14 protein-coding genes and 1 tRNA gene are annotated in these 12,944 nt (G+C 70.7%); 7 read left to right on the forward strand and 8 right to left on the reverse strand.

All coding sequences use genetic code 11. The features are described from left to right. Nucleotides 1-295 precede the first annotated feature (295 nt). The 6 genes from E1269_RS24250 to E1269_RS24275 form a co-directional block, all read right to left on the reverse strand. Complete coding sequence (locus tag E1269_RS24250; RefSeq protein ID WP_131899401.1) at nucleotides 296-2,053, reverse strand: alpha/beta hydrolase; 1,758 nt, start codon at nucleotides 2,051-2,053, stop codon at nucleotides 296-298. A 99-nt stretch (nucleotides 2,054-2,152) separates the two neighbouring features. Then, a complete protein-coding gene (gene rplA, locus E1269_RS24255; RefSeq protein WP_131899403.1) occupies nucleotides 2,153-2,863 on the reverse strand; it encodes a 50S ribosomal protein L1 in 711 nt (236 codons plus the stop codon). A gap of 80 nt (nucleotides 2,864-2,943) precedes the next feature. Further along, nucleotides 2,944-3,375: a 50S ribosomal protein L11 gene (gene rplK, locus E1269_RS24260; RefSeq protein WP_131899405.1), complete on the reverse strand. Its 432-nt coding sequence runs from the start codon at nucleotides 3,373-3,375 to the stop codon at nucleotides 2,944-2,946. A gap of 65 nt (nucleotides 3,376-3,440) precedes the next feature. Further along, entirely contained in the window at nucleotides 3,441-4,205 is a 765-nt protein-coding gene (gene nusG, locus E1269_RS24265; protein ID WP_239001011.1) for a transcription termination/antitermination protein NusG, read from the reverse strand. An 8-nt stretch (nucleotides 4,206-4,213) separates the two neighbouring features. Beyond that, nucleotides 4,214-4,462: a preprotein translocase subunit SecE gene (gene secE / locus E1269_RS24270; RefSeq protein ID WP_131899407.1), complete on the reverse strand. Its 249-nt coding sequence runs from the start codon at nucleotides 4,460-4,462 to the stop codon at nucleotides 4,214-4,216. A 76-nt stretch (nucleotides 4,463-4,538) separates the two neighbouring features. After that, nucleotides 4,539-4,611, reverse strand: a tRNA-Trp gene (locus tag E1269_RS24275). 268 nt (nucleotides 4,612-4,879) lie between these two features. Between E1269_RS24275 and E1269_RS24280 the strand changes: the two genes are divergently transcribed. The 4 genes from E1269_RS24280 (at nucleotide 4,880) to E1269_RS24295 (ending at nucleotide 8,567) form a co-directional block, all read left to right on the forward strand. Continuing rightward, on the forward strand, nucleotides 4,880-5,410 hold the full coding sequence (locus tag E1269_RS24280) for a hypothetical protein (RefSeq protein WP_131899409.1): 531 nt from the start codon (nucleotides 4,880-4,882) through the stop codon (nucleotides 5,408-5,410). A gap of 101 nt (nucleotides 5,411-5,511) precedes the next feature. Further along, the gene (locus E1269_RS24285) at nucleotides 5,512-6,174 is read left to right on the forward strand and encodes a hypothetical protein (protein ID WP_131899411.1); all 663 of its coding nucleotides are present in this window, start codon (nucleotides 5,512-5,514) and stop codon (nucleotides 6,172-6,174) included. Between the two features lie 86 nt (nucleotides 6,175-6,260). Then, nucleotides 6,261-7,490, forward strand: coding sequence for a pyridoxal phosphate-dependent aminotransferase (locus E1269_RS24290; RefSeq protein ID WP_420810665.1), 1,230 nt, complete (start codon nucleotides 6,261-6,263; stop codon nucleotides 7,488-7,490). A 9-nt stretch (nucleotides 7,491-7,499) separates the two neighbouring features. Next, on the forward strand, nucleotides 7,500-8,567 hold the full coding sequence (locus E1269_RS24295) for an adenosine deaminase (protein WP_203434022.1): 1,068 nt from the start codon (nucleotides 7,500-7,502) through the stop codon (nucleotides 8,565-8,567). Nucleotides 8,568-8,646: 79 nt separating this feature from the next. Here the strand turns inward: E1269_RS24295 and E1269_RS24300 are convergent, their stop codons facing one another. Then, nucleotides 8,647-9,438 carry a PIG-L family deacetylase gene (locus E1269_RS24300; protein ID WP_131899415.1) on the reverse strand — a complete coding sequence of 264 codons (792 nt, stop codon included), beginning with the start codon at nucleotides 9,436-9,438 and terminating at the stop codon, nucleotides 8,647-8,649. Nucleotides 9,439-9,745: 307 nt separating this feature from the next. Continuing rightward, complete coding sequence (locus E1269_RS24305) at nucleotides 9,746-10,177, reverse strand: winged helix-turn-helix transcriptional regulator (RefSeq protein ID WP_131899417.1); 432 nt, start codon at nucleotides 10,175-10,177, stop codon at nucleotides 9,746-9,748. 88 nt (nucleotides 10,178-10,265) lie between these two features. Between E1269_RS24305 and E1269_RS24310 the strand changes: the two genes are divergently transcribed. From E1269_RS24310 to E1269_RS24320, 3 genes are read left to right on the forward strand one after another with little or no spacing between them, the layout of a single operon-like run. Then, on the forward strand, nucleotides 10,266-11,714 hold the full coding sequence (locus E1269_RS24310) for an MFS transporter (RefSeq protein WP_203434023.1): 1,449 nt from the start codon (nucleotides 10,266-10,268) through the stop codon (nucleotides 11,712-11,714). Between the two features lie 34 nt (nucleotides 11,715-11,748). Further along, nucleotides 11,749-12,504: an SDR family oxidoreductase gene (locus tag E1269_RS24315; protein ID WP_131899419.1), complete on the forward strand. Its 756-nt coding sequence runs from the start codon at nucleotides 11,749-11,751 to the stop codon at nucleotides 12,502-12,504. Next, on the forward strand, nucleotides 12,501-12,929 hold the full coding sequence (locus tag E1269_RS24320) for a nitroreductase/quinone reductase family protein (protein WP_131899421.1): 429 nt from the start codon (nucleotides 12,501-12,503) through the stop codon (nucleotides 12,927-12,929). The genes E1269_RS24315 and E1269_RS24320 overlap by 4 nt, the downstream gene beginning before the upstream one ends. Nucleotides 12,930-12,944: the final 15 nt, after the last annotated feature.

The raw sequence follows: 12,944 nt of genomic DNA on the forward strand, positions 1-12,944 counted from the left end.
GTCAGTGACCTCGGCAAAACCGCCGACGTCGACGTTCACTCTCACCTGCGCGGGCCGCCCACATGGCTGCGGGACCTTCGTCACGATCGGCGAGCGACCGTGAGACCGGCGGTCTTTGGCACCGTCGATGATACGGGCCCGCACCGGCCCGCGCCAAATCGGCCGCCACGGCCCCGCCGCCCCTCCCTGGAATGATCACGTTCAGCACGAGAGCTCGTGTCGCACCATGCTTGCAATCCTGGTGCGACACGAGATTTCGTGCTGAACGTGATCATTCCAGCGGAGAGGGGTGTGATCAGCCGAAGGGGCCGGTCTGCTGGTCCTGGAAGGAGTGGACCCTCTCGCGTAGGTCATCGGTGCGCGAGGCGGGCCAGTCGTCGGGCGGCGCTACGGCGAGCCACGCGTCGACCAGCTCGCCGCCGTAGTTGTGCCCGTGGCCGGCCGGCACCGTCGCCGACAGCGCCATGTCCGCGGTGAGCTGCCAGAACGTGACGAACGGGTACCAGTCCAGGGTGGGCAGGACATCCGGACCGTGCTCTTCGTCGATCCACTCCGGCCGGTTGAACATCAGCTCCCACGACCACAGGGTCACCGGGTCCGAAGCGTGCTGGAGGAACAGCACCGGCGGCACGCCCGGGTCGAATTCCAGGTCCAGTGGCTCCTGCCAGCCGCCCCAGAACTTGACCTCTGCTCCGCCCTCGTACACGGGCAGCCGCGACGGCGACCCGGAGTCACGCTCGGCGGTGAGGGAACCGCGCAGGTCGTGCCGGCTGGGCGAACCGACCCACAGCGCGCCGTCGGCCTTGGACTGCAGGTCGTCGACGGACTCGAACGCCGCTGCGCTGCCCATGGCGCCGAGGCTCTCGCCGTAGACGACGAGCCGCGGCCGCTCGGCCGCCGGCCGCTCGAGCCAAGCGTCGTGGACCGCGTCGAACAGCGCCTCGCCGGCGACGCGGACCTGCTCCTGGTCCGCGACGAACGAGATCCAGCTGGGCAGGTACGAATACTGCATCGCGACGATCGCCGAGTCGCCGTTGTAGAGGTACTCCAGCGCGTCGGCGGCCGCACCGTCGACCCAGCCGGTACCTGTCGTGGTGACGACGACGAGCACCTCGCGGTCGAACCCGCCGGCCCGTTCCAGCTCGCGCACCGCCAGTGAGGCCAGCCCTGCCGGCGTCTCCGCGGAGTCCATGCCGACGTAGGCCCGCACCGGGTCGAGTGCCACCTCGCCGTTGAACGCGGTCAGCTCCTGGACCGTGGGGCCGGACGAGACGAACTCGCGGCCCTTGCGCCCCAGCGAATCCCAGGTCACCAGGGAGCCGGGGCCGCCGGAGTGGGTGGCGCTGCTGGGCGCGTTGTTGCCGGCCTCGGTCTCCATGTTGACCGCGGCGAAGGCGTCGTTGGCCACACCGAGCAGGCTCGGGTAGAGCAGGCCGGTCCAGGACCAGAACGTCAGCCCGCCCACGCACAGGACCGAGGCGACCAGCGCCACCTGCGGCGGCACCCAACGGCCGAAGAAACGGCGCAACCGCCGCGAGGCGCCACGGATGAGCCGTCCCACCGCGAGGAAGACGACGAAGATCGCGCCGGCCACCAGCAGGATGAACAGGTAGTGGTTGGGTCCCGGACTCGCCATACCCATGAGCGTGCGCAGCTCGGTCTGCCAGCCCGCGGTCGACGTCAGGTACCACGCGGCCGCGCCCGACGCCGTCCCACCGAGCGCCCACCAGGCCGCCAGCCGGACCCGTCGTGACGGCTCGAGCAGCCCCGGCCGCGCCCGGCGGAGCACCAGCCGGACGACCCAGCCGATCAGCGAGCCCAGGGCGTAGCCGATGGTGGCGGTGAGGCCGCTGACCATGGCCTGGTAGATCCAGGTGCGCGGGAGCAGCGACGGCGTCAGCGACCAGCAGAAGAAGCACGCCGCGCCGATCAGGCCGCCGTAGTCGGGCGTGAGCCACGTCAGAAACCGGCCGAGGACGGGGATGCGGCGCACCGACGGCAGGCTCCGCCCGCGCCGCACCGAACGGTCCAGCAGCTGGGTCACCGGCACCACGACCTGCGTCCATGACGAACCGACCGCCGCGTGCAGCCAGGCTGTGTCGCGGCGGTCGGCGGTCGGTGAGCCGTCAGCAACAGCGCACCGGTGTCACGGTCATGCGTCGGCGGACTCCGCCGTCCGAACCTTGGAGGGGTCGAGCGGGATGGCCGGACCCATGGTGGTGGTGAGCGTCGCCTTGCGGATGTAGCGGCCCTTCGACGCCGCCGGCTTGAGCCGGTGCACCTCGTCGAGGGCGGCCGCGTAGTTCTCGGCCAGCGCCTGCTCGGTGAACGAAGCCTTGCCGATGATGAAGTGGAGGTTGGAGTGCCGGTCGACCCGGAACTCGATCTTGCCGCCCTTGATGTCGGACACGGCCTTCTCGACGTCCATGGTCACCGTGCCGGTCTTCGGGTTCGGCATCAGGCCGCGCGGGCCGAGCACCCGGCCGAGCCGGCCGACCTTGCCCATCATGTCGGGCGTGGCCACGACGGCGTCGAAGTCGAGGCGACCGTTCTGGATCTCCTCGACCAGCTCGTCGCCGCCGACGATGTCCGCGCCGGCCGACTTCGCCTCCTCCGCCTTGGGACCCACGGCGAAGACCAGGACCCGGGCGGTCTTGCCGGTGCCGTGCGGGAGGTTGACGGTGCCGCGGACCATTTGGTCGGCCTTGCGGGGGTCGACGCCCAGCCGCAGTGCCACCTCGACGGTGGCGTCGTACTTCGTGGTCGACGTCTCGCGGGCCAGCCGGACGGCCTCGAGCGGGTTGTAGAGCCGGTCGCGGTCGATCTTCTCCGCCGCGGCGCGGTAGGACTTGCTGCGCTTCATGATCTCTCCCTGTGTTTCGGAGTCGTGGTGTGGGCCGAGCGCTGGCCCTTCCACTGGTCACCGCGGATGCGGTGGCCGGTTCAGTCGGCGACCGTGACGCCCATCTGCCGGGCGGTTCCAGCGATGATCTTCTCGGCGGCCTCGATGTCGTTGGCGTTCAGGTCGGGCATCTTCTGCTCGGCGATGGTCCGCAGCTGGTCGCGGGTGATGCTTGCGACCTTGACGCGGTGCGGCTCGCCCGAGCCCTTGTCGATGCCGGCGGCCTTCAGGATCAGCTTCGCCGCGGGCGGCGTCTTCGTGATGAAGGTGAAGGAACGGTCCTCGTAGACCGTGATCTCCACCGGGATCACGTTGCCGCGCTGCGACTCGGTGGCCGCGTTGTACGCCTTGCAGAACTCCATGATGTTCACGCCGTGCTGGCCCAGCGCGGGGCCGACGGGCGGTGCGGGGGTCGCCTGGCCGGCCTGGATCTGGAGCTTGATCAGGCCTGCGACCTTCTTCTTCGCTGGCATTCCTCGGGTCCTTGTCGTGATGGTGGTGCTGTCCCGGCATGCTCCGGACGGAGCACGCGGGTGCGTCAGAGCTTCTGGATCTGGTTGAACGAAAGCTCGACGGGGGTCTCGCGGCCGAAGATCTCCACCAGACCCTTGATCTTCTGAGAGTCGGCGTTGATCTCGTTGATGGTGGCGTGCAGGGTGGCGAACGGCCCGTCGACGACCATGACGGAGTCGCCGACCTCGAAGTCGACCACCTCGACCTGCTTCTTCTCCTCGGCCGGCTTGGCCTGCTCGGCCACCTGGGGCGCGAGCCAGCGCTCGACCTCGTCCAGGCCGAGCGGGATCGGCTGGTGGGCGTGCCCGACGAAACCGGTGACGGCCGGAGTGTTGCGGACCGCGGACCAGGACTCGTCGGTCATCTCCATCCGGACCAGCACGTAACCGGGGAAGCGGTTGCGCTTCACCATGCGGCGCTGGCCGTTCTTGATCTCGGCGACCTCCTCGGTGGGCACCTCGATCTCGAAGATGTAGTCCTCCATGTTGAGGCTGCCGATCCGGTTCTCCAGGTTGGCCCGGACCCGGTTCTCCATACCCGAGTAGGTCTGCACCACGAACCAGTCGCCGGGCTTGGACCGCAGCACCCGCCGGAACTCCGCCAGCGGGTCACTCTCCTCGGGCTCGGCAGCGTCGGCGTCGATGTCCTCGGCCGGGGCTTCCGCCTCCTCGACGGCAGCGTCAGTCGGACCGGTAGCGCCCGCGGGCTCCTGACCGGTCTCGACATCGTCGATGGTCGACTCGTGCTCGGACACGTTGTGCGCTTCTTCCTCCTGGGTGCGGCTGATCACGGATCGACTCAGCCGAAGACCTCGAACATCGCCCAGCCCAGACCGAGGTCGAGCAGGGAGACGATCGTGATCATGATCGCGACGAACACGAGGACGACCGCGGTGTACGTGAGCAGCTGCTTGCGGGTCGGGTAGACGACCTTCCGCAGCTCCGCCACGACCTGGCGGACCCACAGCGACAGCCGAGCGAACGGCCCACGGCGCCGTGGCGGCCGGGGACGCTCGGGTGTAGCGGTCTTGCCGCTGGTCTCCGTCACGTGCTACCTCGCTCGTGTGCTCGTACGCCGCCTGGGCCAGGCGCCGTCGTCGATCAGGCCGCAGGATGCGACCGCGCAGGGCAGGAGGGACTTGAACCCCCAACCGCCGGTTTTGGAGACCGGTGCTCTACCAATTGAGCTACTGCCCTTCGGGCGAGCGGTGACCACCGGCGGTTGAACGAGCGCGGGCGCGCTTGCGCCGGGGGTCGGACGACCACCCAAGGAAGAGAGTGTACGGGGTAGTGCCCGTCCGGGTCGAACTCGCTGCCGAGACGGTTGAAACCCCACGCCGTCGAGGTTACCTCGCGACCGTCACCCCGAGCATGGGCACCGTCGCGTGGATGGTGATCACTAGCGCTCACCGTCCGACCTGCCTAGGGTCGTCATAGACGGGGTGGGCGGAGACGGAGACCGATCATGGGCGGGACGGCTGACACCGCGGCATCGGGCGAGGACGACGACGGAGCACCGCTGGGCGGGGCTGGCCTGCCCCGCGACGACGCCGACGGGCCACCGGACGACGTCGTCCTCGCGGTACGGCTCATGTACGCCGGCGCGGGCCTGGCCGCGCTGCTGGGCCTGCTGCGCGTGATCGACCCTGACGCCTTCCGCGACGCCCTGGCCTCGTCCGGCGACACCGGCACCATGTCCAGTGACAGCCAGCTGGCCGGCTACGTGACGTTCGCGATCTTCACGGCCGGGGTGTGGCTGCTCATCGCGTGGGGCTGCCGGCGCGGCGGGCGGTGGTACCGGGCGGCGGGGACGGCATTCGGCACCCTGTACGTCACTACCACCGTGGTGGCACTGTTCCAGGTGGAGCTGAACGTCGCCACCGTCGCCAGCGTCCTGATGGCCGCGGTGGCCGCCGCCGTGCTGTGGCTGCTGTGGCGGCCGGAGTCGAGCCGCTGGTTCGCCGCCGGCGGACGGTCCGGCGAGAACCGGCGATAACAACGCGTCAACACTCCCGGCACAACCATCGCCGCAGGTGCGCGAGCAGGGCTAGGGTGCGGAGCCAGGAAAGCACCCGTCCACACGATGGAGACTCGACTATGAGCGGCACCACGCCTCCCCCGGGCTCGGACCCGGGCGAGGAGAAGAATCCCTTCGCGCAGCCGGGCGACGACCAGGGCGCCTCGCAGACGCCACCGTGGGCACCGGCCGGCCAGCCGCCCTCGAGCCAGCCACCTCCGAACCAGCCACCGGCCTGGACCGGCTCGAACGAGGGCATCTCCGGCGGCTGGGGCGACCCCAGCACCGCGGCCCGTCCCGAGCCACCCGCGCAGATCCTCACCGCCGCCAAGCTCATGTACGTCGGCGCGGTGCTATCGGGCCTACTGCTGCTGTTCACGTTCCTGAGCCGCGACGCCATCCGTGACGCGGTCGAGGACAGCGATAGCAGCCTCTCGGCCGACGAGATCGACGCGGCGGTCAACCTCACCATCGGCGTCGGCATCGTGGTCGGGCTCATCGGCGTGGGCCTGTGGCTGTGGATGGCGGCGGCGAACAAGGCCGGCAAGTCCTGGGCCCGCGTGGTGGCGACGATCCTGGGAGGCCTGAACATCCTGTTCACGCTGTTCTCACTGAGCGGTGGCGGCGGCCTCAACCTGATCGTCAACGTCGTGCAGATCGCGCTGGCGGCCTACATCCTGTACCTGCTGTACCGGCCGGAGTCCAGCCAGTACTACGCAGCGGTCAGCGGCTCGCGTCGCTGACCTCTTGGCGTCGGCCAGCACAGCCGGGGTCGTCGCTTGTCCGGATTCGGGAACTGTTTGGCGTGGCGCGGTCGGGTGATGCCAGGATGGACGGCATGATCTCGCCCGCGCCCGCCGGCGCCACCAGCCGTCGTGTCTCCGCCCGCATCGGCTCGATCACCGAGTCCGCGACGCTCGCGGTCGACGCGAAGGCCAAGGCGCTGAAGGCGGCGGGCCGCCCGGTCATCGGCTTCGGCGCCGGTGAGCCGGACTTCCCGACGCCTGACTACATCGTCGAGGCGGCGGTCGCGGCCTGCCGCGACCCGAGGAACCACCGCTACACGCCGGCCGGCGGCCTGCCAGAGCTGCGGGAGGCCATCGCCGCGAAGACCGCGCGCGACTCCGGCTACCAGGTCCAGCCCGCGCAGGTCCTCGTCACCAATGGCGGCAAGCAGGCTGTCTACCAGGCGTTCGCCACCATCCTCGACCCCGGCGACGAGGTTTTGCTGCCCACGCCGTACTGGACCACCTACCCGGAGTCCATCGGCCTGGCCGGCGGCGTCCCGGTCGAGGTCCTTGCCGACGAGACCAGCGGCTACCGCGTCACCGTCGAGCAGCTCGAGGCCGCACGTACCGAGCGCACCAAAGTGCTGCTGTTCGTGTCGCCGTCCAACCCGACTGGCGCGGTGTACTCGCCCGAGGCGGTCCGCGATGTCGGCCGGTGGGCGTACGAGAACGGCATCTGGGTGCTCACCGACGAGATCTACGAGCACCTCGTCTACGGCGGCGCGACGTTCTCGTCCATCGTCACCGCCGTGCCCGAGCTCGCCGACACCTGTGTCGTCGTCAACGGGGTGGCCAAGACGTACGCCATGACCGGTTGGCGGGTCGGCTGGATGGTCGGCCCGAAGGATGTCGTCAAAGCCGCGGCCAACCTGCAGTCGCACGCCACGTCCAACGTCGCCAACGTCTCGCAGCGGGCCGCCCTGGCCGCCGTCTCCGGCGACCTCTCCGCCGTCGCGACGATGCGCGCGGCCTTCGACCGGCGGCGGCAGACCATCGTCTCGATGCTCAACGAGATCGACGGCGTCTACTGCCCGGAACCGGAGGGCGCGTTCTACGCCTACCCGTCGGTGAAGGGCGTGCTGGGCCGTACCATCGCCGGCCGCACCCCGTCCACCAGCGCCGAGCTCGCCGAGATCATCCTCGACGAAGCCGAGGTCGCGGTGGTGCCGGGCGAGGCGTTCGGACCCAGCGGGTACCTGCGGCTGTCGTACGCGCTAGGGGACGACGACCTCGCCGAGGGCGTCGGGCGCATCCAGCGGCTGCTCGGCTGAGCTCACCGCGTGACGCTGTCCGAGACCACGAGCACGGCCCGCCACGGGGCCCGTGACCTGCGCGCGTTGCCCAAGGCGCACCTGCACCTGCACTTCACCGGGTCGATGCGCCACTCGACCCTGCTCGACCTCGCCGACGAGCACGACGTGCGGCTGCCGGAGGCGTTGCGCGAGGACTGGCCGCCGGTCCTGTCCGCGGCGGACGAGAAGGGCTGGTTCCGGTTCCAGCGGCTCTACGACCTCGCCCGCTCGGTGCTGCGGACCGAGGCCGACGTGCGCCGGCTGCTGCTCGAGGCGGCGCAGGACGAGGCGGCGGAGGGTTCGGGTTGGCTGGAGATCCAGGTCGACCCGTCCGGCTACGGCAATCGGTTGGGCGGCATCACCGCGTTCACCGACCTCGTGCTCGACGCGGCCGGCCAGGCGTCGACGTCGACCGGGGTCGGTGTCGCCATCGTCATCGCGGCCAACCGCACCCGCCACCCGCTCGACGCCCGGACGCTGGCCCGGCTGGCCGTCCAGTACGCCGGCCGGGGCGTCGTCGGGTTCGGGCTGTCCAACGACGAGCGCCGGGGCGTGATCTCCGAGTTCGCGCCGGCGTTCACCATCGCGAACCGGGCCGACCTGCTGTCGGTGCCGCACGGCGGCGAGCTGCGCGGCCCCGACAGCGCCCAGGCCTGCCTCGACGACCTCGGCGCCCACCGGCTCGGGCACGGAATCCGATCCGCCGAGGACCCGGCGCTGCTGGACCGGATCGCCGCCGCGGGCGTCACGCTGGAGGTCTGCCCGGCGTCCAACGTCAGCCTCGGCGTGTACGCCACGGCCGCCGACGTCCCGCTGCGGGCGGTCTGGTCGGCGGGTGCGCGGGTGGCGCTGGGCGCCGACGATCCTTTGCTGTTCGGTTCGCGTCTGCTCGACCAGTACGAGACCGCCCGGCTGGTCCACGGCTTCGAAGACGCCGAGCTCGCCGGCCTCGCCCGCGGCTCCATCGAGGGCTCCGCCGCGCCCACCGACGTCCGCAAGCGCCTCCTCGACGGCGTCGACGCCTGGCTCGCCTCGCCTCCCCCGCCCTCTGAATGATCACGTTCAGCACGAGATCTCGTGTCGCGCCATGCTCACAAGCCTTGTGAAGCGCGCAAAGTCCTGGTGATGGGCCCTGTCAGACCGCCGCTGCCACCGCGCTGACGTCGTCGAGCTCGTCGAGGATGCCGGGGACTCCGTCGCGGACGAACCACTCGTGGCCGTAGGCCAGGTCGAAGCCGGCCGACGGGATCGCCGCGGGCGTCACCTGGCTGGCGTGGGCCGCGATGGCGGCGCGCTTGAGCTCCAGCTCGGCCGCGCTGGCGACCAGCCGCAGCGTGACGTCGTCGCCGGCGACTCCGTAGTCCTGTCTCGTCGCCCGCGCCGCCGCCTGCACGAGGTGGGTCCCGGCGCGCAGGTGGTCGCGGTCGACGGTGGACTGGTAGCTGGCGATGCCGGTGAGCCGTGCCGCGGCGGCGCCGATCCGGTGCGCCGCCAGGTGGTCCGGATGCCCATAGATGCCGCGGTCGTCGTCGTGGACGATCGCCTCTGCGCCCTCCTCCCCGATGAGCGCGGCCACCCAGCGAGCGACGATGTCCACATCGGCCACGGCGAGCGCGTCGGGATGGACGTTGTCGGCGGCGCCGGGCAGGCCGGAGTCGCGCCGCCCCAGGAGCACCAGCCGCTGCACGCCGAGCAGTTCGGCGGCGCGCTCCAGCTCGGCCACGCGGCGCTGCGCCGTCGTCTCGCCGGGCGCGAGCGGCACGTGTGTCTCGCCGAGGTCGCCCAGGGTTGCGGTGACGAGCACGACGCGCGCACCGGCGTCGGCCAGGCGGCGCATCGTCACGCCGGTGAAGATCGCCTCGTCGTCGGGGTGGGCGTGGAGGACGAGGACGGTGCGCCCGCTCAGGGGCGTGGAACTCGAGAACATCGCTGCCTGCTGTCAGGAAAGGGCCACGACCGGCCCGGGATGGTCGTCGGAAGCGTCGAGGGACGGGTCAGCGACGACAACAACAGCAGTGCATGCCGACGGCGGCCGGGGCGGCCACGCGGTTCGGCATCTCGATCACGAGCGGACAGTCTGCCATATCCGCGCAGCGTTGTGCACCCGTTTCCGGGCGTGCATCACGAGGAGTTCTCGCGCTTCAGCAGGCTTGTGAGCATGGTGCGACACGAGATTTCGTGCTGAACGTGATCATTCGGAGCCGGGAGGCGGGAGCCGCGGCGCGAGGCGGGGGTCACGCGTCGACGAGCTGCTTTTGGGCGGCGCGGCGGTCGTACTCGTCGCGGGCGGCGGCGATCTCGGCCTGGTGGCGTTCGGTCCAGGTGACCAGGGCCTCGATGGTGTCGTGGAGGGTGGCGCCCAGTGGCGTCAGTTCGTAGTCGACCCGCGGCGGTACGACGGGGTACACGGTGCGGCGCACCAGGCCGTCGCGCTCCAGCTGCCGCAGCGTGACGGTCAGCATCCGCTGGCTGATTCCGTCGATCTTGCGGCGCAGCTCGGTGAAGCGCAGGCTCTGGCCGTCGAGCAGCGCGATGACCAACAGCGACCACTTGTCCGCGATGCGGTCGAGGATCTGCCGAACGTCGCAGTCCTCGCGCGGGTCCCACTGCTGGCAGTCGTCGGTATGCGCGGAGTGACCGGGTGACTTCGAAGTGCCTTCTTCCATGCCTCCCAATAGTGACGGAAGATGCGTCTAGTTACAAGGAAGAACTGACAGGCACTTCGATAACACACGAACAAGGGAGAGCACTCTCGTGTCCACCACACCGTCGCCGCTGCCCGACAGCCGGACCGATCGGCTCGGGTCGCGCGGCTGGGCGTTGCTGCTCGTGTTGAGCGGCGCGATCTTCCTGGAGGGCATCGACGTCTCGATGATGGGCGTGGCGCTGCCGTCGATCCGCGCCGAGCTGGGCATGTCGACGTCGTCGCTGCAGTGGGTCGTCAGCGCCTACGTCCTGGCCTACGGCGGCTTCGTGCTGCTCGGCGGGCGGGCCGCGGACCTGCTCGGACGGCGCCGGATGTTCCTGCTCTGGCTGACCGTCTTCCTGCTCTTCTCCGGCCTCGGCGGGCTGGCGACGGAGGGCTGGGTGCTCATCGTCTCGCGGTTCGTCACCGGGATCGCGGCGGCGTTCATGACGCCGGCCGGGCTGTCGATCATCACGACGACGTTCCCGGAGGGTCCGCGCCGCACGAAGGCCCTGCTGGTCTACGCGGGCATCGCCGCCGGCGGATTCTCGCTGGGCATGGTCACCGGCGGCCTGCTCACGTCGATCGACTGGCGCTGGGTGTTCTTCGCGCCGGTGATCATGGCGGCGGTGCTGCTGGCCGCGGCGGTCCGGACGGTACCGCGCGACGCGGCGCCGGAGCGGACGGCGGGCGGGTTCGACGTCGCCGGAGCGCTGAGCCTCACCGGCGGGATGCTGCTGCTGGTCTACACGGTCGTGATGGCACCGGAGGTGGCCGCGCCGTCCACCGCCCTCACACTCGTTGCCGGTCTCGCCCTACTGGCGGTCTTCGTCATGGTCGAACGGCGGACGGCGACGCCGCTGCTGCGGCTGGGACTGTTGCGCTCGCCGACGCTCGTCCGGGCGAACGTCGGCGCGATGATGCTGGTCGGCTCGTTCGTCGGGTTCCAGTTCGTCGCCGTGCTGTACCTGCAGGAGCTCCGCGGCTGGTCGGAGACGGAGACTGGTCTGGCGTTGATGGTCCTCGGCCTGGACGCGATCCTGGCCCCGACACTGACGCCGCGGCTGGTCGCCAGGTTCGGCAACGGCCGGGTGGTCGTCGTCGGCCTGGTGCTCGCGGCGGTGGCGTACACGCTGTTCCTGCGGCTCGGCGCGGACTGGAGCTACGCGGCGATGCTGCCGACGTTCCTCACCCTCACCGTCGCGTTCGCGCTGGCTTACGGGCCGTTGACCATCGCCGCCACCGATGGTGTCGCCACTGAGGAGCAAGGGCTGGCCAGCGGGGTGCTCACCACGTCGTTCCAGTTCGGCTCCGCACTGGGGCTCGCGGTGGTGACGGCGGTGCTGGTCGGCAACTCCGACGGCACGGCCGGCCTGGACGACTTCCGGACCGCCCTGCTGGTGCCGCTGGCCGCGGCCGTCGTCGGCGCCGTCGTGACCGCGTCCGGACGCCGCCGCGCACCGTCACCCGACGGACCCACCACGACCGAGCCGCACGCCGTCGTCGACGCCCTCTGACGCACACCGCATCCCACGAGAGAAGGAAACGATCATGAACAGGTTCGCCGGCAAGAAGGCCGTCGTCACCGGGGGCACCCACGGCATGGGACTGGCCATCGCCCGGGCGCTGGTTGAGGACGGGGCTCAGGTGCTGGTCACCGGCCGCAACGAGGCGACCAACGAGCAGGCGCGCGCCACGCTGGGACCGGCGGCACAAGTGGTCCGCTCCGACGCGGCCAGCCTGCCCGACATCGACCGGCTCGGCGAGGCAGCCGGCGGGCACCTCGGCCGGTTGGACGCCGTCTTCGTCAACCACGGGATCGCCGAGCTGGAACCGCTCACGCAGGTGACCGAGGCCTCCTACGACCGGCACTTCGACATCAACGCGAAGGGCTCGTTCTTCATCGTGCAGCGGCTCGCGCCGCTCGTCGTCGACGGCGGAGCCATCGTGTTCACGACGGTGGCCAACGACCGCGTGTTCCCCGGCATGAGCGCCTACTCCGGGTCGAAGGAGGCGGTGCGCGGCTTCGCCCAGGTGTTCGCCGCGGAATTCCTGGACCGGCGCATCCGGGTCAACTCGGTGGCGCCAGGTTTCATCCGGACGCCGACCATGGGCGTGGCCGGGATGTCCGCCGAGGAACGCGCGGAGTTCGAGAAGCAGGGCGACGAGCTCACCCCGCTGCGCCGGAACGGCACCGTCGAGGAGATCGCGGCCGCCGCCCTGTTCCTCGCCTTCGACGCGACGTACACCACCGGCGTCGAGCTCGCCGTCGACGGAGGATTCGCGCAAGGGATCTCGGCGGCATGAGCGGGGACGTGATCGACAGTCCCGACCGGTCCGTAGCCGACCACGTGCGGCGCTACCTCGCCACCGACGGCCGCGACGGCTACCTGGAGGGCGGGGTGCCCAACCTGGTGCTCACCGTCACCGGCCGCCGCACCGGCCGGCGGCATCGCACTGGGCTGTTCTTCGGCACCGACGGCGACCGGTACGTCGTGGTCGCCTCCGGTTCGGCCATCACGCACACGCACCCGTCGTGGTACCTGAACCTGACGGCGAACCCGGCCGTGGAGGTGCAGATCAAGAGCGAGCGGTTCGCCGCGACGGCCCGCACCGCCGCCGGCGACGAGCGGGCCCGGCTGTGGCAGCTCATGACGACGCTGGCACCCGTGTACGACTCGTACGCGGCCGCCAGCCGGCGCGAGATCCCCGTCGTGGTCCTGGAACGGTGACGCCCGCCGCCTCCG

It is taken from the genome of Jiangella asiatica (assembly GCF_004349065.1).
GTDB lineage: Bacteria > Actinomycetota > Actinomycetes > Jiangellales > Jiangellaceae > Jiangella > Jiangella asiatica.

Coding starts and splice junctions, on each gene's coding strand:
- E1269_RS24305 (WP_131899417.1), bottom strand. CDS start 10,177: ATGGAAGAAGGCACTTCGAAGTCACCCGGTCACTCCGCGCATACCGAC.
- E1269_RS24320 (WP_131899421.1), top strand. CDS start 12,501: ATGAGCGGGGACGTGATCGACAGTCCCGACCGGTCCGTAGCCGACCAC.
- E1269_RS24280 (WP_131899409.1), top strand. CDS start 4,880: ATGGGCGGGACGGCTGACACCGCGGCATCGGGCGAGGACGACGACGGA.
- E1269_RS24300 (WP_131899415.1), bottom strand. CDS start 9,438: ATGTTCTCGAGTTCCACGCCCCTGAGCGGGCGCACCGTCCTCGTCCTC.
- rplK (WP_131899405.1), bottom strand. CDS start 3,375: ATGCCAGCGAAGAAGAAGGTCGCAGGCCTGATCAAGCTCCAGATCCAG.
- E1269_RS24315 (WP_131899419.1), top strand. CDS start 11,749: ATGAACAGGTTCGCCGGCAAGAAGGCCGTCGTCACCGGGGGCACCCAC.
- E1269_RS24285 (WP_131899411.1), top strand. CDS start 5,512: ATGAGCGGCACCACGCCTCCCCCGGGCTCGGACCCGGGCGAGGAGAAG.
- rplA (WP_131899403.1), bottom strand. CDS start 2,863: ATGAAGCGCAGCAAGTCCTACCGCGCCGCGGCGGAGAAGATCGACCGC.
- E1269_RS24290 (WP_420810665.1), top strand. CDS start 6,261: ATGGACGGCATGATCTCGCCCGCGCCCGCCGGCGCCACCAGCCGTCGT.